Genomic DNA, 19,915 nt, shown 5'->3' with positions numbered 1-19,915 from the left:
ACGTCTTCCGGCGGCGCGACTCGAACACTGTGCGGGTCGCGCCCGGCCCGGATCTATTGAGCATCCACCGGCACGAATGTGCCGGTGGATGCGGCGGGATTCGAGGGCAGTGCATCGGTATCCTGTTCCGCATGCCGGTTGCAGCCCGTTTCCGAATGCTTCATGGAAGCAATCGCGTCGAGCGCCCGCTTCCCCGGAAAGGCTCCGCATCTTGAGGGCGGAGCGCTCCCTATGAGGATCACCATGAATTCCAATACCCCCCAGCCAACACCGGCCGAGGTCGTGTTCTTCAACGGCAAGATCGCTACGCAAGACGACAAGCGTTCATTCGCCGATGCGCTTGCCGTCGCGAACGGCCGCGTCATCGCGTCGGGATCTCGCGAGGTCGTGATGCGTCACGTGAACGACACGACGCGGCAGATCGACCTCAAGGGCCGCACGGTCATCCCCGGTCTGAACGATTCCCACCTGCACATCATCCGAGGCGGGCTGAACTTCAACATGGAGTTGCGTTGGGACGGCGTGCCGTCGCTCGCGGATGCGCTCGACATGCTGAAGAAGCAGGTGGCGCGCACGCCGGCGCCGCAATGGGTGCGTGTGGTGGGTGGCTGGAATGAATTCCAGTTCGCCGAGCGCCGTGGGCCGACGCTCGAAGAAGTCAACGCGATTGCGCCGGACACGCCGGTGTTCATTTTGCATCTGTACGACAGCGCGCTCCTGAACGCAGCGGCGCTGCGCGCGGTCGGTTACACCAAAGACACACCTAATCCCCCCGGCGGCGAGATCCAGCGCGATAAGCGCGGCAACCCGACCGGCATGCTGATTGCGCGGCCGAACGCCGGCCTCCTGTACGCGACGCTCGCCAAAGGGCCGAAGCTCGCTCTGGAAGATCAGCGCAATTCCACGCTGCATTTCATGCGAGAACTGAATCGCCTCGGCGTGACGAGCGCGATCGACGCGGGCGGCGGCTACCAGGCCTATCCGGATGACTACGCGGTCATCATGGATCTTGCGAAGCGCAACGAACTGAGCGTGCGTATCGCGTACAACCTGTTCACGCAAAACGCGAAAAAGGAAATCGAAGATTTCGCGAAGTGGGTGAAGATAACCAAACCCGGCGACGGCGACGATTTCCTGCGCGTCAATGGCGCCGGTGAAATGCTGGTGTTCTCGGCAGCGGACTTCGAGGATTTTCTCGAGCCGCGCCCGGACCTGCCGGATACGTTGGAAGACGAACTGGAGGCGGTCGTCAAACTGCTGGTGGCGAACCGCTGGCCGTTCCGGCTTCACGCCACGTACAACGAATCGATCGAGCGTTTCCTGAACGTATTCGAGCGTGTCAACGCCCAGATCCCGTTCAACGGGCTGCGCTGGTTCTTCGACCATTGCGAGACCATCACGCAGAAGAACATCGAGCGGGTGCGCGCGCTCGGCGGCGGCATCGCGATTCAGCATCGGATGGCCTTTCAGGGCGAGTACTTCATCCAGCGATATGGTGAAGAGGCCGTCAAGCGCACCCCGCCCATTCGCCACATGCTCGATGCCGGATTGCCCGTTGGCGCGGGTACGGACGCCACGCGCGTCGCGAGCTTCAACCCGTTCGTATCGCTTTACTGGATGGTGTCGGGTAAAACGGTCGGCGGCACGGCCATGTATTCCAGCGAGAACCGTCTGGACCGGATGGAAGCGTTGCGCCGCTACACGGTAGGCAGTGCATGGTTCTCGAACGAGGACGACCGCAAAGGCGCGTTGGTGCCCGGCCAGTTCGCGGACTTCGCGGTACTCAGCGAAGACTACTTCACTGTCGACGAAAGCCGCATCAAGTTCCTGACTTCGGCGATGACGGTGGTGGGCGGCAAGGTCGTGTACGCCGATGACGAATTCGCGCCGCTCGGACCGCCCGATCTTCCGGTCAGCCCGTCGTGGTCGCCGGTGGCGGAATTCGGCGGCTACAGCCGTTACAAGCCGACTGCGGTGGCGTGCGTGGATGGCTGCGTGAATCTGTGCGGCGTGCATGCACATGCCCACGGTTGGGCGTGGCGTAAAAACGTGCCGGTCAGCGACTCGAACGGTTTCTGGGGCGCATTGGGATGTAGCTGTTTCGCATTCTGATAATCACGGGTTCGTGCCACCACGCGAGCGAGGATCAAGATGCCGACCCTGACCGACGGTGTGCTGTTTGGCCTGGGCATTCTGGTCCTCGATTTCCTTGCCTGGCGCTTCATGGACCGGAAGAGCGACCAGGTGCGCCTCGTCTTACGTGCGCTCATGTTCGGTCTGTCGACCTACGTGCTCTTCCGTTCGGGGATGAATCCGCTACGCGCGGCGCCCTGGCCGGACGAGCCGCTGCGCCATTTGCTTGCACAGGTGCTGGAGGTGGTGTGGTGGCTGCAAGGTGCGCGCCTTGTGATCATCCTGCTCGATCGCGCGGTGTTGCCCGAGACGTGGCACAAGGAGCGCCTGTTTCAGGACGTGCTCGGTGCGCTAGTGTTTATGGCCGCCGCGGTGGGGGCGATCGCGTTCGTGCTGCAACTGCCGGTGAAAGGGCTGCTCGCCACGTCCGGCGCGCTCGCGGTCGTACTCGGCCTTGCGATACAGAGCACACTCAACGATGTGTTTTCAGGCGTCGTCCTGAACGCAACCCAGCCTTTTCAAATAGGAGACTGGGTGACGATCGGCGACGTGGAAGGCAAAGTGGTTGAAAGCAACTGGCGTGCGACGAGCCTGCTGAACGGTCAGGGCAATATCGTTGTGATTCCGAACAGCGTGGCGGCGCGCGCCAATATCGTCAACGCCAATGAGCCGTCGCATACGCACGGCATCAGCATCATGCTGCCGGTCAAGCCGTCGACCCGGCCCGCGCTCGTACTTGAGGCGCTTGCCAACGCCGCTGCCAGTTCCGGGGACGTACTGAGCGATCCCAAACCGCTTGTCAGCGTGCGCCGCGCCACGAACGACGCGATCGAGTACGAGATCGTCTGCTACGTCGACACCCTGAGCAAAAAAATCGGTGTGCGTAACGAGCTCTTCGATCTCGCGCACCGCCATCTGCTCTCGCGCGGCGTCGTATTGCGGCCGCTGTCGGTGCCCGAGCCCGCTGTTGACCCAGCGGACGAGAAACATCGCTTGCTGCGCAACGTGCTGATCTTCCAGACGCTGGAAGGTGACGAGCTATCGGACCTGGCAGCGCAACTGACGAAGCACGAGTTCGATGCCGACGACATTATTTATAACGCGGCGGATGAGAGCGGTCACGAGCTTCATATTCTGGCGCAGGGCGTCGCGAGAGTGATCGTGCTGAAGAACGGTGTTGAGGTCGAACTGCGAAGGCTCGCGCCGGGCGATTCGATTGGCCAGTCCGGCGTTCTCGCAGGCGTCCGGACCGCTGTTGTCGTGCGTGCGCTGACCCGCGCCACCGTGTTCCGGCTGGACAAGAGCGCGTTGACGCCTGTTCTCGCGCAGCGCCCGGAGGTGATGGATGAAATGTGCCGGTTGCTGTCGGAACACCATGCAACCGAGGAAATGGTCCTTTCATCGGCGGGTAATGTGGAGCAGAGCCCGGGCGGCTTTCTACAATGGATTCGCGACGGCGTACGGCGCATTCATGAACTGTCGCTTTGAGTGGATTCGCAGGCGTACTGCGCCGATTAAGTGTTTTTAAGGATTTGCCAAAGTCTTTATGAATTTAATTCGATACGCTGCAATGTACTGGCGCTCCTCGAACGTCGAACGGTCCTAAACGTCGCCTGGCCGTGGTATCGGTCTGGCATGCGTCTAGAGGCGCACCAGGGGCAGGGGCGACACGGAGGAGTTGAGATGAAGAAGACCATTGCCGGCATTGAGATTCCCGATGGTGTAGTGGCTCAGGCGGCGACCGATCAGATCCGGGGTACGGAGTCAGAGTTGATGTTTCATCATTCGCTAAGAGCATTTCTGTTCGGTGCGCTGACCGGATATCGCGAGAACCTGACGTTCGACGCCGAACTGCTTTATGTCGCCGCGATGTTTCACAACGTCGGTCTGAACGTGAAGTACCAGCGCTCGCCCTACCGGTTCGAGGTGGACGGCGCGAATGCTGCGCGCGATTTTCTGCGGCAGCACGTCGTCGTCGACCGTCTGATCGACGAAGTATGGGCGGCGATCGCATTGCACACGACACCGGGCATTCCGGAACATATGTCGCCACTGGTTGCGCTGGTCAGCGCCGGCGTGCAAATGGATGTTCGGGGCGCCGGCCACGACGAGTTCACCGTACAACATCGCGATGAAATCGTGCAGGCTTATCCGCGCGAATCAGGTTTCAAGAAGAAGATCATCGAAGCCTATGCGCGTGGCATGGAACATCGTCCGGAAACGACGTTCGGAACGGTGAATGCCGACGTACTGGACCGATGGGATCCGAACTATCGCCGCTTGAATTTCTGCGGGCTGGTGCTGGGATCGGACTGGTTGAATTGAGGGGTGTTTCTGGAAAGGACGAATAGCATGGGCTACATCATTTCTCTGGGAGTCGGCTTCGGCATCGGGCTGCTCTATTGGCTACTCAAGGTGCAGTCTCCGGCACCGCCGCTGATTGCGCTGGCCGGGCTGCTCGGCATGGTGTTGGGCGAGCACGCCATCCCTGTTGTCAAAGCGCAGTTTTTTGCGCAGACGACGACGGTTCAGGTCGCTGGGCCGGTGAAGGGCGCTGAAGCGCAAAAGACGGTGACGCCGGACGCGACGAAGCAGGGCGGCTGACCTGACAGGCGCTGGTCTTTCGCCCGGTTGAGAGTCGTTCGTGAATCGACACGACGACTCCGTTCTTGGGCTGATTGCGCGCTGCGCAAATGCTCGACAGACAACGCACACCGCCTCGATCAGAGGCAGATCATTCAAACTTCGCTAATACTTTTGGGTAACACCATGTTCAAGTCGCTTCATCGACCCAGTTCACTCGCGTCTCTCGGCGCGGCGATACTGATTGGTTTGACTTCGGTTGGATCGGCATCTGCATTCGCCGATGCCGGACCGCCGGAGGTGTCGAACGGAAAAACCGCAGTCGCCGCGAAACAGCCCGACGTATCGGTTGGCGCGCAGTACGACACGACTCACGTGTATGTGGCTTCGGCCGATCTCGACGCGTTCGTCAACAGCTTTATCGCGACATTCGGCGGCAAGGCATCTCCGCGTGCGGTTTTCACGGTAACGCCCACGCCGAGCAAGACCGCATCGCAGTATGTGCAAACGCCGGTCGGCATGCTCTCCGTGTTCGGCTTCGAAACGGCGATTCCGTATCCGTTCGGCAATGAGCGAACCGGGTATCTGGTCACCGATATCGATAAGGCGGTGAAAGCCGCGCGTGCGGCCGGTGCCGACGTCGTCGTCGATACGTTCGACGATCCAATCGGCAAGGACGCGATCATTCAATGGCCGGGCGGCGTCACGATGCAGCTCTATTGGCACACCAAGGCGCCGAACTATGCGCCGTTGCAGAGCGTGCCGGACAACCGTGTGTATGTGTCGCGCTACGAAGCGGACAACTTCGTTCGCCGGTGGCTGCGCTTCTCGCATGGCAGGGTGGTGTCGGACAACCAAAGTGCGGACGCCGGCGTGATCGGCCGGCCGGGTGAGACGATCCGTGTGATTCGCATCAACTCGGGCTTCGGCCACATGGTCGTGTTCGTCACGGACGGCAAGCTGCCGGTCCCGTTCGGAACCGAAACGACCGGCTATGCCGTGGACGATGTCGCCCAGACGATCGAGCGCGCTCAAGCGGCCGGCGCGAAGGTGCTCTACCCGCCGTACCACAGCGCAACGGGTACGACCGCCATGCTCGAATTCCCGGGCCGGTACATTGCTGAAGTGCACGATGGCAAGTGATGCAAACTTCATGAAGCGGTCGTGGTCACTGAAGTTCCGCAGGCGCGCGCCCCGCTTTTCCGCGCGGCGTGCTGCCCGTGCCCTGCTGTTCAGCACGGGTCTCGCGGCCGCGCTGCCGGCCTCGGCGGCGGACACCGCGCTCGGTGGGGCTGACGATACCTCCGCGGCAAACCCCGCGGTGACTTCGGCTTCCGCGAGTGCGTCTTGTGCACGGCCTGCAATCATGTTCAATCGCTGGCAGGAAAACTGGGGGGTATTGGCCAATCCCTGCGTGCCGAAACGGCCGTTCGATTCGCTGAAATACATTCCGCTGTTCGGCAATCCCGATGCGTACATCTCGCTCGGTGTGGTGCTTCGCGAGCGCCTGGAGGTGAACGACGCGCCGCTGTTCGGTGTCGGATCGGGGCATGACGACACGTATCTGCTGCAACGTCTGGACGTGCATGCGGATATCCACCTCGGACCCCATGTGCAGATCTTCACGCAATTCGAAGACGCGCGCCCCTACGGCAAGGACAACGTCACGCCGGTCGACAAGAATCCGCTGGATCTGCGCCAGGCGTTCATTGCGATTACCGAGCCGCTTGGGCCCGGCACCTTCAAGTTCCGCGTGGGCCGGCAGGAAATGGCGTTCGACTTGCAGCGCTTCGTCTCGGTTCGCGACGGCCCGAACGTTCGTCAGGCATTCGACGGGCTATGGACAGACTATGAAACCGGTCCGTGGCGCTGGATCGCCTATGCGACGCAGCCGGTGCAGTATCGCGACAATTCGGATTTTGACGACGTCTCCAATCGCGATCTGACGTTCAGCGGCTTGCGTGTGGAGCGCAAAAACGTCGGGCCGGGCGACCTGTCGGCGTACTACTCGCGCTACAACCGCAGCAACGCGCACTTTCTCGACGCGGTCGGCGACGAGCATCGCGATGTGTTCGACGCGCGTTATTCCGGCAACGTCAACGCTATCGACTGGGACGTTGAGGCGATGTATCAGTCGGGACATGTCGGCAGCGATACGATCGGCGCGTGGGCGGTGGGGTCGCTCGCCGGCTACACGCTGAAGACCGCGCCGTGGACGCCGCGGATCGGCATTCAGGTGGACGCCGCATCGGGTGACAGCCATCCGGGCGACGGCCGTGTCGGTACGTTCAACCCGTTGTTCCCGAACGGCTATTACTTCGCGCTGGCCGGCTATACCGGCTACGCCAACCTGATTCACGTGAAGCCGTCGCTCACCCTCAAACCGAACAGCAAGCTGACGCTGCTGGCCGGTGTGGGTCTGCAATGGCGCGAGACCACCGCGGATGCGGTGTACCAGCAAGGCTCGGCGGTCGTGCCGGGCACGGCGGGACACGGCAACCTCTGGACGGGGTTCTATACACAACTTCGCGCCGACTGGGCAGTCACCGCGAACCTCGCCGCAGCGCTCGAGGCCGTGCATTTCCAGATCGGACCGTCGCTGCGCGAGCTGGGCGCCCGCAATGCCGACTACATAGGCGCGGAACTCAAATTTGGCTGGTAGAAGCGCTATCCGCAAACCATACCAGATGAGGTCATGTTATGAGCACTCCAGAATTATCCACCGAGGCGACGACACCGTCGGAACTCGCCACACCGTATTCCTCGCTGGAGTACCGTCAGCACCAGATGTTTCCCCGTCTGTCGACGGCTGAGATTCAGAGTTTGCGGCGTTTTGCCCGGCCGATGTCGTTCAAGGCCGGCGAACTGATCTTCGAAACGGGGCACGTTGCACTCGGCCTGTTCGTGTTGCTGCGTGGGCGTGTGAGGATCTATTCGCGCGACAGTTTCGGCCGCTCGACGCTCGTGACTGAACACGAAGACGGACACTTCATGGCCGAGATGGCGCAACTCTCCGGCAAACCGGCATTGATCGACGGTGTTGCACTGACCGACGTCGAGACGCTAGTGATCGAGCCGGAAAGGCTGCGCGCGTTGATCGTGGCCGATGCGCAGCTTGGCGAACACATCATGCGCGCCCTGATCCTGAGACGGCTTGGACTGATCGAGCAGGGGCTCGGGCCGATCATCGTGGGTGATGGCGACTGCTCGAAGCTGATGGGGCTGCAAAGTTTTCTGCGCCGCAATGCCTACCCCGCAACGGTGATCGACGCGCGTAGCGATCCCGAGGCGATCACGCTGCTTGGCGGCATGACCACCGGCCCCGACGACTTTCCGCTCGTCTTCTGCCCGAACGGCAACGTGCTGCGCGCGCCGGACGAGGTCCAGCTTGCGTCATGTCTTGGACTCGTGCCGACCTTCGAGCAATCGCACGTCTATGACGTTGCGATCGTCGGCGCCGGGCCTGCCGGGCTGGCGGCGTCCGTGTATGCCGCCACGGAAGGTTTGTCGGTTGCCGTATTCGATCAACGTGCGCCGGGCGGCCAGGCCGGCGCCAGCTCGCGGATCGAAAACTATCTGGGCTTTCCCACCGGTATTTCGGGCCAGGCACTCGCGGCGCGGGCGTTCCAGCAGGCGCTGAAGTTCGGCGCACATCTGGCGATTCCCGGAAAGGTCACGGATGTGTGCCGTCATGAAGGTCTCTTTCTGCTGACCTTGCTCGACGGGCAGCGCATCTGCGCCCGCACGGTCGTGGTCGCGAGCGGCGCCGCTTATCGGAAGCCGACGGTGGACGGCTTCGATCGCTTCGACGGACGTGGCACGTACTACTGGGCGTCGACGATCGAAGCCAAGCTGGTGAAAGGGCAGGACATCGTGTTGATAGGCGGGGGCAACTCCGCCGGCCAGGCGGTGGTGTTTCTCGCCAATTTCGCGCGCAGCATCCGCGTGCTGATTCGTGGCAAGGACCTCGAGGCCAGCATGTCGAAATACCTGATCGACCGGATTGGCTCCTTGCCTAACGTCACGCTGTGCACGCGCTGCACGCTGCGTTCGCTCGATGGCGACGAAGCCGGACTCACTCACCTTCATATCCGGCGTGAAGACGAGGACGTAGACGAAGTGATCGAGACGCGTCATCTGTTTCTCTTTGTCGGTGCGGACCCGAAAACCGATTGGCTCGAATCGAGCGGCGTGGAGCTCGACAATAGAGGGTTTGTCGTCACGGGTTTTGCCCGCAGTGAGGATGGGCTGTCTGAAGCAGGCGAGCGATATCCACTCGAAACCAGCATACCGGGCATGTTTGCGGTCGGCGACGTGCGTTCGGAGTCCGCGAAACGGGTGGCCGCGGCCGTGGGCGACGGCGCGGCCGTGGTCGGTCAAATCCATGCGTACCTGAGCCAGTTGACGGCGGCAACCGCTTAGGCACGTCCTTCTCGCCGGAAGGCGCTGCTCGATGAGATACTGCTGGCGATCGGATGGACGGGAGAGAAGAATTGAGTACAGCGGCAATCATCGAGGGCGTTCGCGGATCGTCGCCGGACTCTGGTGTAAGCGTGCATTTTGACCAGGCGTGGTTTGACCGGCTTGCGCTCGAGGCACTACTGGTTGACGGAAACATCGTGCGTTATCGCGCGAGGTGGCAGGAAGGCGCGCGGTCGTGGCTGATCGCGGTGCCGACCGATCTGCCCTCGGACGCGGTGTTGCGCCGCTTGCAGCAGGAATTCGCACCGGCCGACAGGCTCGAGTCGACATGGGCCGTGCGGCCGGTCGCACTCGTGCGGCTGTCGCGGGGGCCGGTGCTCGTGTACGAAGACAACGGCGGCACGCTGGTTCTGCCACCCGCCAACGGGATGATTGCGGTCGGCCGTTTCCTGCGCATTGCGGTCGGCGCCGCGCACGCGCTGCGTCTCGCGCACGCACGCGGTGTCCTGCATCGCGACCTCAAGCCGTCCAATCTGCTGGAATGCAGTGATGGCACGATCCGGTTATTGGGTTTTCGCGATGCTTTCAGCCTTGTCGGCGATCCGCTGACCGAATCACCAGACACCTTGTACGGCACACTGGCCTATATGTCGCCGGAGCAGGCCCGGCGGGCGGAAGGGCATGCCGATGAGCGAAGCGATCTGTACTCGCTCGGCGTGACGTTATATGAGCTGCTCACCGGGCAATTGCCCTTCGAGGCGGCGGATGCGGTCGAATGGGTTTATAACCACGTGGCGCGTCAGCCCGCCAACCCGCGGCAACACCGTCGATCCTTTCCCGCTGTGCTGGGCTCGATCATCCTGAAACTACTGGCCAAAAACCCCGCGGAACGTTATCAAAGCGCCTCGAGTCTCGAGGCTGATTTGCGCCGTTGTCTGGCTGACTGGAACGAGATGCAGCATATCGTTCCATTCGAGCCGGCCGCGGAGGACAACGTCAGAAACCTCGCCGTCACGCATCGTCTGTTTGGCCGCGCGCATGAATACAGCCTGCTGCTCGACGCGTTCGGGCGCAACGCGCGGCAGGCTATGGCGGAACTGATTTTCGTGTCCGGATACTCCGGTGCGGGCAAATCCGAACTCGTGCGCAGCGTGCACCGCGCGACCGCGCAGACAGCCACGCTGTTCGCCTCGGGAAAGTTCGAGCAGTACGGCCAGAACGCGCCGTACGCGCCGCTGATGCAGGCGATACGCTCGCTGTTCCAGCGTATTCTGGGCGAGAGCGATGGCGAACTGGACAACTGGCGGGACGTGCTGCGCGAAGCCGTTGGCACGCAAGGCAAACTCCTCGTCAGTTACATCCCCGAACTGGAACTGGTGCTCGGCGTGCAGCCGGAGGTGCCGGACTTGCCGCCCGTGGAAGCGCAGCTCCGTTTCCAGGCGCTGATCACTCGGCTGCTGTCCGTCTTCGCGACCGAGGCGCACCCGCTGATCCTTTTTTTCGACGACGTTCACTGGTTCGACGATGCAACCTTGAATTTCATCGCCTGTTTCCTGACGACGGTCGAGGACTGGCATGTGCTGCTGATCTGTGCATATCGCGTCAATGAAGTCGAGCGGTCGCCCAGGTTCAAGGCTTTCCTGAATTCGTTGCCGAGTGCAAGCGCACGCATCTCCACGATCGACGTGACGCCACTCGATACCGCGAATGTCACGGCCTTGCTGGCCGACGCGCTGCATTGCGGCTCCGCGCATGTCTATCCGTTGGCGGCAGTCGTTCACGAGAAGACGGGCGGCAATCCTTTTTTCGTCAAACAACTGCTGCTCGCGCTGGCCGACAACCAGTTGATCTGCTACGACGGCATGGCCGGCCGCTGGACATGGGATATCGATCGGATTAGCGAATACGAGTCCTCCGATAATGTCGTTGACCTGATGGTTGCGCGTTTGACGAGGCTGCCCGGGGAGGCGCAGGCCATCCTCAGGCTGCTGGCGTTAATGGGGCGGCGCCTCGACAGGGCGACCCTGGCGCGGATCGATCCTGACGGCGGCGTGGAATTGGAGCGCCGTCTGCTTCCCGCGGTGGAGGCGGGTCTGACGGTGTCGGACCGCACGGGCTTCGCCTTTGCGCACGACCGGGTCCAGGAGGCAGCGTACGCACTGATTGCCGAGGAGGAGCGCGGTGCCGAACATGCCCGGATCGCGCGCATCCTGCTGGAAGATTTCGACATCGGCGACTTGCAGAGGCCGGCATTCGACATTGCTCACCATATCGAACGCGCTCAGGCAGCCGGGGCATTGTGCGAACTGAACGCGCACGTGACGACGGTCTTCAGCAGAATCTGTCTGCAGGCTGCCCGTCACGCCAAAGAAGCGATTGCTATCCAGTCCGCGCTGAACTATCTGGACGTCGGGCGGAAGCTTCTCGACGCGAGTGGAGAAGACTATTCGCAATCGCTCGGCTACGACATCGGTATTCTGCGGGTGCAATGCCACATTCTGGATGCGAACTTCGAGGCCGCCGGCACCGAGATCGAAAAACTGCTGGACCAGAACCTGTCGGTCATTGCGCGCGCGTCGGTGTACAAGCTGAAAGCCGACATGCAGCAGCATCTGTCGGACTATGAAGCGGCTGTCGATACCGCCCTCGAAGGGATCAAGCTGTTCGGTACGTATCTGCCGCGTTATCCGGAAGCCGCGGATGTCGAGGCGGCTTACCGCCGGCTCAATCAATCGCTTGGAGGGCGAACCCTCGCCTCGATCGCCGATCTGCCGCCTTTGCGCAACGCGGCAATCGAATCAGAATTGAATTTGCTGGTGAGTATCTACGCGCCCGCATCGTTCGTGAACGAAAGGCTTGGTTTTCTCAACCTGTGCCATATGGTGCAGCTGACCATTGACCACGGTATCACAGCGGCCTCGGCGCATTGCCTCGCGTGGTTCGGCGTGTACGTCGCGGAATTTTTCGGCGAGTACGCGCAAGGGTTCGACTTCTCCCGCCTGGCAAGAACGCTGGTTGAGGAGCGCGGCTATCACGCGGTGGCCACCAGCACGCTGGTTGCGCTCGATCAGGTTGCGGTCTGGACCCAACCCCTTTCGTATGTGCTGGAATGCGCACGCGCCGCATTCGAGTCGGCTGGCCCGAGCGGCGATCTGACGATGAGCTGCTACGCGTGCAATCACGTCGTGTCGGACCTGCTGATTCTTGGGGTGCCGCTTGAGCAGGTCGACAAGGAAATCGACCTTGGGCTGTCATTCGCAAGACGTGTGCGTTTCAAGGACGTAGAAGGGATCCTCGAACTGCAGAAGCGCTTCGTCCATAGTTTGACGGGTGGTCCCGGGCTGCCGGGCAATTTCGGCGTCGTGGCGGACGGCAGAATGAGCTTCGACGCCGGCGTGCTCGATACCCAGATGGCGACGCTGCGCTTCTGGATCTGGCTGCTGAAGGGCGTCTCCTGTTATTTTCACGGCGACTATCAGAACGCACGGTATTGCCTCGCCGAAGCCGGCGAGCTGAAGTGGGCGACCCCCGCGCATATTCATCTGCTGGACTATCACTTCTACACGGCGCTGACTCTGGCGAAGCTGTCCGGTGGCGAGGATGCGGGCGCCGCGGCGGCTGCGATCGAGCCGCATCTGGCGAAGCTGCGCAATTGGGCGCAGCTCAATCCGGCCACGTTCAGGGACAAGCTCCTGTTAGTCGAGGCTGAAGTGGCGCGGCTCGGCGGCTCGCCGCTCGTGGCGCTGTCGTTATATGAGCAGGCTGCCGAGGCGGCCTCGGAAAACGGCTTCAACCACGGCAACGCGCTGGCTCACGAACTCGCGTCGGGATGCTGTGAGGCGAACGGTCTGTTCAGTGCGGCACGCCATCACAGCCGTCGCGCGATCGACAGTTACACGCGTTGGGGCGCGCTGGCCAAAGTCAGGCAGCTCGAACGCGCCCAGCGTCCTGCCCAACTTTCGCTCGAACGGCTTGTGACGTCGCGGCCTTCGGTCGAAATCCCCGATGCGCAGCAACAGTTCGACCTCGTGTCCGCATTGAAGTCGTCGCAGGCGCTGTCCGAAGAGATCGTGCTCGACAAGCTGATCCACACACTCATCACGCTCGCCATCGTTCACGCGGGTGCGCAAAGCGGGATGCTGATCCTGTTGAAGGGTAATGTGCCGGTCGTCGAGGCGATAGGGCGAGACGAGCCAGGTGGCGTTCAGGTGACGCTGGGTGAAGGCAAGGTGACGCGTGAGGATGTGCCGGCTTCGGTGTTGCACACGGCATTGCGCACCCGCAAGCCGGTCGTGGTGGAAGACGCGCAAGGCGATCCGCGGTTCTCATTCGACGTTTCTTTTTCGAACCGCTCCGTTCGCTCCGTGTGCTGTTTGCCGCTGGTCAAACAGGGTAACGTCGTTGGCGTGCTCTATCTGGAGAACAATCTGACCGCGGGCGTGTTCACGGCGAGCCGCACATCGGTGCTGGAAATGCTGGCCTCGCAAGCCGCTATTTCACTTGAAACAGCGCGTCTGTACGCCGAACTCGTGGAGGAAAACAAGCGGCGCCAGGAAACGGAAATGGCGTTGCGCATGAGTGAGGAGGCGCTCGCTCTTGGGCAACGGATCAGTCGTTCGGGAAGCTATATCTGGAACACGTTGACGGGCGAGCGCTACTGGTCAAAAGAGCTTTATAACGTGTTCGGCCTGCCGATCGAGGCGGGGAGCCCGAGCACCCAGGCGGTCCTCGAACGGATTTATCCGGAAGACGTCGGCCTCTACCAGGAGGCCGTCACACGGGCCGCGCACAACCGCACGCCGTTCCGGCAGAAGTATCGGATCGTGACGCCGGACGGCGCGGTCAAATATCTCGAGGTGCTTGGCGAGCCGTCGGGTGTCAGCAACTTTGTTGGCGTCGTCACGGATTTCACGGATCGGCACACGACCGAACTGGCGTTGCAGAACGCCAAGATCGAACTGGCGAAAGCGTCGCGGGCGACCACGATGGGCGAGCTGGCTGCTTCCATCGCGCACGAAATCAATCAGCCGTTGGCGTCGATCGTGTCGAATGCGAGCGCGGGGGTACGCTGGCTCAACCGCCCCGTGCCGGACATTCCGGAAGCGCTAGGAGGCTTGCGCGATATCGTGAAAGACGGCAAACGGGCCGGCGACATCATCAGGGCGCTGCAGTCTCTGGCGAAGGAAGCGAAGCCGAGCTTCGTTCCTACCTTGGTCGACGGTGTGGTTCGTGAAGTGTTCGATCTCGCGGCCGCTGAAGTCGAGCAGCGGAGTCTTGCCGTGCGACTCGATCTGGCGGCTGGCCGCTCCGTGATGGCCGACCGGGTGCAATTGCAGCAGGTTCTGTTCAACCTCGTCATGAACGCCGCGGATGCAATGAGTCATCTCGACGCGAAGCAGCGCTTGCTAAGCGTCACATCCCGCATCGACGATCGGGGATTGGTGGTCGTGTCCGTGCAGGACAATGGCAGCGGGATCACCGAGGAGAGTGGGTCGCGTATTTTCGACGCCTTCTTTACGACAAAGAAAACCGGCATGGGTATGGGACTTGCCATCTGCAAATCCATCATTGAAGCGCACGGCGGGACGCTGACCGCCGGTCCCGGCTACCCCCGCGGGACGATCTTTGTTTTCACGCTGCCGACTGCCGCCTAGCAGGAAAATAACGCGCATGTCGCGCGGTGATGTCGTCCTGCTCGCCTTCCGCCTGGAGCTTCGCCATCGCATACGCACGGGTCGATTCGGACAGGCGATACTTCGCCACTGGACCCTCGAATTCAACGCCAACAAGCGATTTTGCAACCAGCTCGTCAATGCTTCCGATCGCGTTCGCCACCGTGTACGCCTCGTCGCACACGACCGCGCACATCGCCTCGAACGTAAAGGCGTCGCCGAATACCGCGAGACGCCGGAACATCGACCGGGCGTTCTGGTCGAGTATCGCGAAGCTCCAGTCGAACGTCGCGCGCAAGGTCTGATGGCGCGGCAGCGCGGTCCGGTAACCTCCCGCCAGAATCGCCATGCGATCGTCCAGCCGGCGATGCACGCCTTCCACGCCGAGCGCGACGACGCGCGCCGCCGCGAGCTCGATCGCCAGCGGAATGCCGTCGAGCCGACGGCAAATCTCGCCGACGAGCTGGAGTTCCGTGCTGTCGCTGCCCACTTTTCCTTGCAATGAATTAGCGTGCTGCAGAAACAGATTCACCGCCGAACACCGCAGGATGTCCGCATCGGTGGAGTGAGGCGGCGGCACATCCAGCGGTTCAACCCGAAACACCGTCTCGGGCATGATGCGCAGCGGTTCTCTGCTCGTGACGAGCACCCGGAGCGCATCATTGCCGGCAACCAGTGCTTCGACGATGTGCGCCATGATGCCGATCACATGCTCCGCGTTATCGAGTACAAGCAGTCTGCACTGCCGGGCCAGGGCCGCCACCACCTGCTCGACATCGACTTGCGGATCGGGCACGGACAGCCCGCAGCGCTCGACGATGGCGCGGAGTACGGCCTCCTCGGTGGTCAACTGGGCCAGTTCGACAAAACAGACGGGCTCCTCAAAGTCCGCCGAGCTATGGTGTGCTGCCTCGACAGCGACGCTCGTTTTGCCAATGCCGCCGGCGCCCACCAACGTCAGCACATGTGTCTGTTCCAGCAGCGCGCGGATTTGCCTGACCGCCAGGTCGCGCCCCAGCAGGCCGGATTTAGGCGGCGGCAGACGGCGAGCACGCAACGCCCGCGAGCCGGATGCCCGTATGCCGGCTTCGTCGGACAGGACGTTTTTCCGGCGCTGGCGAAGCTGATACCCGCGCCCGGGCACGGTGAGAATCAGATCCCGGTCCTGACCGAGTACTTTGCGCAGTGCGGACAGATGGACCTGAATGTTGTTTTCTTCGACGATGGTGTCCGGCCAGACGATATTCATCAACTCGTCTTTCGTGACGAGACGACCATCGGCGGAAGCCACGGCGGCAAGGATGTCGAAAGCGCGGGACCCGAGCTGAACGGTTTCGCCGTTCCGCTGCAGCGTGCGCATCTCGAGATCGATCTGAAAGCGGCCTAATTCGATCATGACTTTTTCAGGTTCAGGAGCAGTGAGCGAGTCACGGAAAAGATCTTGCGTGCCGGCGGCGCGGGGGAGGCAATCGCGGGCGCCGGAGCTTGCCACGCTCGAAAGTACCGCGCCATGACTTATGTGTCTTGCATGTTAGTGCGATGCTTTGTAGGAAAGTCTATGAGCACAGTTGGGGTGACGCTCGCCCGGTCGAGCTACCTTCTGATCAAGCCGCGAAGAGCCGGTGGCTGGTTCAGATTCCGGTCTGTCTACGCCACGTGCCCGGCGGTGTGCCGACCAGTTGCGAGAAGGTTCGCGTGAAGTGGCTTTGATCGGAGAAACCGCATGCGATGGCGATCTCCGACAGGGACGAGTCGGAATGCCTGAGCAACTCGCGCGCGCGATCGACGCGCCGCTCCAGCAGCCATTGATGCGGTGTGCGATGCGTGGTTTCACGAAACGCCCGGATGAAGTAGCTCCGAGACAGGTTGCAAGCGCTCGCGATCTCACCCAGCGAAACGTTGCCCTGCGTCTTCGCGAGCAGCATGTCTTTGGCGCGCGCTTCGTGCAGGTTCGAGAGCCGCGGGCTTTTCCTGTTTGACGGGGCCGGCGCATTGCCATACTGGTCGAGCAGATGTGTTCCGATCGTCACGCCCAGTTGCTCGACAAAGAGTGGGCTTGCCTCAATCTGGCTATCCAGTGTCAGCGCCAATACTTGCGCGAGGTGGCCGAAGATCGGGTCTTTGCGGCCCGCGGGTGACGAGAAGCCCTCGATGGCCGCGCCGTTTCGCTCATGGCAGGTGTTGGCGATAAAAGCGCGCGACAGCTCCACCAGCACGAAATCGAAAACGCCATGCAAGTCGGCCCGGTAGTCTTCTTCAAAATTACGTATGTAGACCGAATCTTTTTCGAAGTTGTGCGATGTAGACCGGTTCCCTGAAAAAATCCGCCTGCGATGGCCCGCCGCCAGCGAAACGCCGATCAGGAAACCGCGATCCGAAGCCGGGGTTGCCACTTCACTGGTTTTCTCCTGGCGTCTGCATTTGCGATAAAACGTGAATTCACCCGTGTTGAGTTCCAGGTCCTTGTGCAACTGATTCGAAAGACAACCGAGCGAGTCCTTCTGCCGCGCTACCGTGGCGGTGGCCGTTTCCGCACCGTTAAACATGATCCGTCACCTCCGTTCGTCGCGCTACAGTCGCGCCAGTTCGCTTTGCCAAAAGCTGGAGAGGGTGATAATCAGCATTGCAGCGCGATTATCTCGGAAATGTCGGCGTCATTTATTAATTTTCGTTCAGGTTCGGCGGGTCGGCGATCAGATGATTCATTTCCTTCAACTTGCTTTCGATGGCGGCGAGGATCAGGCTTGCAGCTCTGCTTGGGGTTGCTCGGATGAGTGATCAGATGCATCGACGGCCGCCAGATTCTCAATCCGCAGATCGAGTTTTTTCTTTAACGACACGGTCAGGAATTCAACGAATGTCTTTATCTTCGCGTCGACGAATCGACGGGACGGATACATGACAAAAACGTTGGTTGTTTGAAGCGGATACTCAGGAAATAGCTGAACGAGTTTCCCCTCTTTAATATCGTCCACGACCGAATAAGTGGGTACCGCGCCGACCCCGGCGCCCGCGAGCAGCGCGACTCTGAGCGCCTGCATGTTGTTGACCACGAATTGACCGGCTAGCTCCGCGCCGGCGGTGGCATGCCCGGCGATCTCAGTGAGCCATCCGGAGGGCGGATCGAAGCTCGAGCTCGTGTGCATGAGCGTGTGCTGAGGCAAGTCGTTCACCGTGGCAATGGGATGCCGTGCGAGATAGTCCGGAGCCGCGACCAGCGCGCGCTCGCAGCGTCCTATGAGCTTGCTCACATTGCGAGAGTCCGGCAGGGCCGAGGCCGACACCGACACGATCGACACATCGAACTCGTCCTCGACCAGATTCGCCATGCGTGGCAGCAGTTTCAGATCGACGGAGACAGCCGGGAAGGCCTGCCGGTATTCGACGATGGTGGACGTCAACTGCGTCAGACCAATGTCGGGCACGGCGTGAACTCTCAATCTGCCGCGCGGCAGCGTGTGAGCATCGCCGGCCTCGGCTTCCGCGTCGTCGAGATCGGCCAGGATCTTCTTGCAGCGCTGGTAGTACCGCTCGCCGCATTCGGTAAGCGAGACGTGGCGAGTCGTTCGTTGCAGCAACCGTGTATGAAGATGCTCCTCGAGCGACCCCACCGCGCGAGAAATATTGCCGGCACTGCATTCCATATGTTTGGCAACCACGCTGAAGTTGCCGGTCTCCGCGACCCGCGAAAATACGCGCATGCTGAAAATCCTGTCCATAGCCACTGACTCCTTGACGCCTGGATCCGGTTGAACTGGGCAACACGTCTTGCCTGATGTGAAGACAATACGATCAGCAACGAGATCGCGCCATCCCTACATATGGGTGCTGCACTCATCAATGCATTCACGCCGTTCATCCGCATGTATAGGGTGGAGCAGGGGTTGGGAGGATTTCTACAGATGCGCCGGATCGCCGGACCGCCGGGTCCGGCGAGCGCCCTCCACGGCAGTGGAAGGCGATGCGCGTCAGATCTTCAGCAATTGTGCCGCATTGCCACCAAGAATCAGATTCTTTTGCTCCGGCGGCAATTCAAGACGATCCAGGAACCTGACCGGCTGCTCATAACCCATATCGAAGCAATAGTCGCTGCCGAGTACCAGTCTGTCGATGCCGATGTTCTGAATCAGAAAGTCCAGCACCGGTCCGGAATGCGAGACCGTGTCATAGCTGAAACGGCGCAGATAGCTGCTCGGCTTTTGCGCCAGCCGTCGTGTTTCCGGACGTACCGTCCAACCCGCGTCGATGCGCCCCATCAGGATCGGCAACGCGCCACCGGCGTGCGGCAAGGTAATGCGCAACTTCGGATGACGGTCCATCACACCGCCGAGTATCAGGTGCGAACCGGCGATGGCGGTGTCGAACGGATTGCCCAGCAGGTTGCTCAGATAGAAGTCGCCCAGCCGCGAGCCGCCGACTGTCTGCTGCGGATGCAGAAACACCGGCAGATCCAGTTGCTCGATGCGTGCGAAGACCGGTTCGAACAAGGGATCGTCAAGATCCCGGTTGTTGATGTTGGTCCCCATGTAGACACCGCGGACACCCGGCAACTCCGCCGCGCGTTCGAGTTCGTCGATCGCGTCGTGCGGGTTGAGCATCGGCAGGGTCGCCAACACCACGAAGCGAGTCGGATGCTGCAGATGGACGCCGGATGCCGCCTTGTTCCACGTTGCCGCAAGCTTGGTATTGAGGGCGCGGTCGGCCCAGTAGGCCATCGGCACGCTCAAAGACAGCGCCTGCATGTCGACCCCGGATGAATCCATGTCCGCGAGCCGCTCGTCGATCTTGATGAACTTGAGCGGTAGCGGTCCCAGTCCGCCGGCCGGCGTCTGGAAGCTGAAGCTGCTGGCGTCGCGGGTGAACTTGCCGCCGAATTTCAGTCCCTCGCCGCCTACCAGGTCGCAGTAGCTCTCCGGGTAGTAGTGCGCGTGGATGTCGATCGATCTGACGGCGCCCGCGATGCCCACGCTGCCGGTGGCCGTGGCCGACGCCGGTAGTGCCGATGCGAGGCTTCCGGCAAGCGCGGCCATCGTCCCGAGCAGCTTGCGGCGTTTCGGCGAAACACAACACATACAATCCATGAATCGGTCTCCTTTGTCTGCTTT

General features: G+C 61.6%; 12 protein-coding genes. 8 read left to right on the top strand and 4 right to left on the bottom strand.

Annotated elements, in window-relative coordinates; translation table 11 throughout:
- Positions 1-243 precede the first annotated feature (243 nt).
- The 8 genes from ACUN0E_RS20000 to ACUN0E_RS19965 all read left to right on the top strand — a co-directional run bounded on the left by ACUN0E_RS20000 (position 244) and on the right by ACUN0E_RS19965 (position 14,792).
- On the top strand, positions 244-2,112 hold the full coding sequence (locus ACUN0E_RS20000) for an amidohydrolase (protein WP_445567723.1): 1,869 nt from the start codon (positions 244-246) through the stop codon (positions 2,110-2,112).
- Between the two features lie 39 nt (positions 2,113-2,151).
- Positions 2,152-3,621: a mechanosensitive ion channel domain-containing protein gene (locus ACUN0E_RS19995; RefSeq protein WP_445567722.1), complete on the top strand. Its 1,470-nt coding sequence runs from the start codon at positions 2,152-2,154 to the stop codon at positions 3,619-3,621.
- Between the two features lie 195 nt (positions 3,622-3,816).
- On the top strand, positions 3,817-4,458 hold the full coding sequence (locus tag ACUN0E_RS19990; protein ID WP_445567721.1) for an HD domain-containing protein: 642 nt from the start codon (positions 3,817-3,819) through the stop codon (positions 4,456-4,458).
- A 27-nt stretch (positions 4,459-4,485) separates the two neighbouring features.
- On the top strand, positions 4,486-4,737 hold the full coding sequence (locus ACUN0E_RS19985) for a DUF1427 family protein (protein WP_445567720.1): 252 nt from the start codon (positions 4,486-4,488) through the stop codon (positions 4,735-4,737).
- Between the two features lie 165 nt (positions 4,738-4,902).
- Positions 4,903-5,859: a VOC family protein gene (locus ACUN0E_RS19980; RefSeq protein WP_445567719.1), complete on the top strand. Its 957-nt coding sequence runs from the start codon at positions 4,903-4,905 to the stop codon at positions 5,857-5,859.
- Positions 5,849-7,378 carry an alginate export family protein gene (locus tag ACUN0E_RS19975; RefSeq protein ID WP_445567718.1) on the top strand — a complete coding sequence of 510 codons (1,530 nt, stop codon included), beginning with the start codon at positions 5,849-5,851 and terminating at the stop codon, positions 7,376-7,378. The genes ACUN0E_RS19980 and ACUN0E_RS19975 overlap by 11 nt, the downstream gene beginning before the upstream one ends.
- Before the next feature lie 38 nt (positions 7,379-7,416).
- Positions 7,417-9,138 (top strand): FAD-dependent oxidoreductase, encoded by a 1,722-nt coding sequence (locus tag ACUN0E_RS19970; protein ID WP_445567717.1) that lies wholly within the window; start codon positions 7,417-7,419, stop codon positions 9,136-9,138.
- Positions 9,139-9,209: 71 nt separating this feature from the next.
- Positions 9,210-14,792 (top strand): AAA family ATPase, encoded by a 5,583-nt coding sequence (locus tag ACUN0E_RS19965; protein ID WP_445567716.1) that lies wholly within the window; start codon positions 9,210-9,212, stop codon positions 14,790-14,792.
- Here ACUN0E_RS19965 and ACUN0E_RS19960 read toward each other — a convergent pair.
- The 4 genes from ACUN0E_RS19960 to ACUN0E_RS19945 form a co-directional block, all read right to left on the bottom strand.
- The gene (locus ACUN0E_RS19960) at positions 14,770-16,206 is read right to left on the bottom strand and encodes an ATP-binding protein (RefSeq protein WP_445567715.1); all 1,437 of its coding nucleotides are present in this window, start codon (positions 16,204-16,206) and stop codon (positions 14,770-14,772) included. The genes ACUN0E_RS19965 and ACUN0E_RS19960 overlap by 23 nt on opposite strands.
- A gap of 235 nt (positions 16,207-16,441) precedes the next feature.
- Positions 16,442-17,356, bottom strand: a complete 915-nt coding sequence (locus tag ACUN0E_RS19955; protein ID WP_445567714.1) for a helix-turn-helix transcriptional regulator — start codon at positions 17,354-17,356, stop codon at positions 16,442-16,444.
- Between the two features lie 192 nt (positions 17,357-17,548).
- Positions 17,549-18,511: a LysR substrate-binding domain-containing protein gene (locus tag ACUN0E_RS19950; protein ID WP_445567713.1), complete on the bottom strand. Its 963-nt coding sequence runs from the start codon at positions 18,509-18,511 to the stop codon at positions 17,549-17,551.
- Positions 18,512-18,778: 267 nt separating this feature from the next.
- Entirely contained in the window at positions 18,779-19,891 is a 1,113-nt protein-coding gene (locus ACUN0E_RS19945) for an amidohydrolase family protein (protein ID WP_445567712.1), read from the bottom strand.
- Positions 19,892-19,915: the final 24 nt, after the last annotated feature.

The organism is Paraburkholderia sp. D1E (assembly GCF_052682275.1).
Note: the sequence above shows the minus strand (reverse complement) of the source record. Positions and strands in the feature narration are given on the sequence as shown.

Bases quoted from the DNA above. Each gene is read 5' to 3' on its own strand.
- ACUN0E_RS19970 (WP_445567717.1), top strand. From the start codon at position 7,417: ATGAGCACTCCAGAATTATCCACCGAGGCGACGACACCGTCGGAACTC.
- ACUN0E_RS19995 (WP_445567722.1), top strand. From the start codon at position 2,152: ATGCCGACCCTGACCGACGGTGTGCTGTTTGGCCTGGGCATTCTGGTC.
- ACUN0E_RS19960 (WP_445567715.1), bottom strand. From the start codon at position 16,206: ATGATCGAATTAGGCCGCTTTCAGATCGATCTCGAGATGCGCACGCTG.
- ACUN0E_RS19990 (WP_445567721.1), top strand. From the start codon at position 3,817: ATGAAGAAGACCATTGCCGGCATTGAGATTCCCGATGGTGTAGTGGCT.
- ACUN0E_RS19945 (WP_445567712.1), bottom strand. From the start codon at position 19,891: ATGGATTGTATGTGTTGTGTTTCGCCGAAACGCCGCAAGCTGCTCGGG.
- ACUN0E_RS20000 (WP_445567723.1), top strand. From the start codon at position 244: ATGAATTCCAATACCCCCCAGCCAACACCGGCCGAGGTCGTGTTCTTC.
- ACUN0E_RS19980 (WP_445567719.1), top strand. From the start codon at position 4,903: ATGTTCAAGTCGCTTCATCGACCCAGTTCACTCGCGTCTCTCGGCGCG.
- ACUN0E_RS19950 (WP_445567713.1), bottom strand. From the start codon at position 18,511: ATGCGCGTATTTTCGCGGGTCGCGGAGACCGGCAACTTCAGCGTGGTT.
- ACUN0E_RS19955 (WP_445567714.1), bottom strand. From the start codon at position 17,356: ATGTTTAACGGTGCGGAAACGGCCACCGCCACGGTAGCGCGGCAGAAG.
- ACUN0E_RS19985 (WP_445567720.1), top strand. From the start codon at position 4,486: ATGGGCTACATCATTTCTCTGGGAGTCGGCTTCGGCATCGGGCTGCTC.
- ACUN0E_RS19975 (WP_445567718.1), top strand. From the start codon at position 5,849: ATGGCAAGTGATGCAAACTTCATGAAGCGGTCGTGGTCACTGAAGTTC.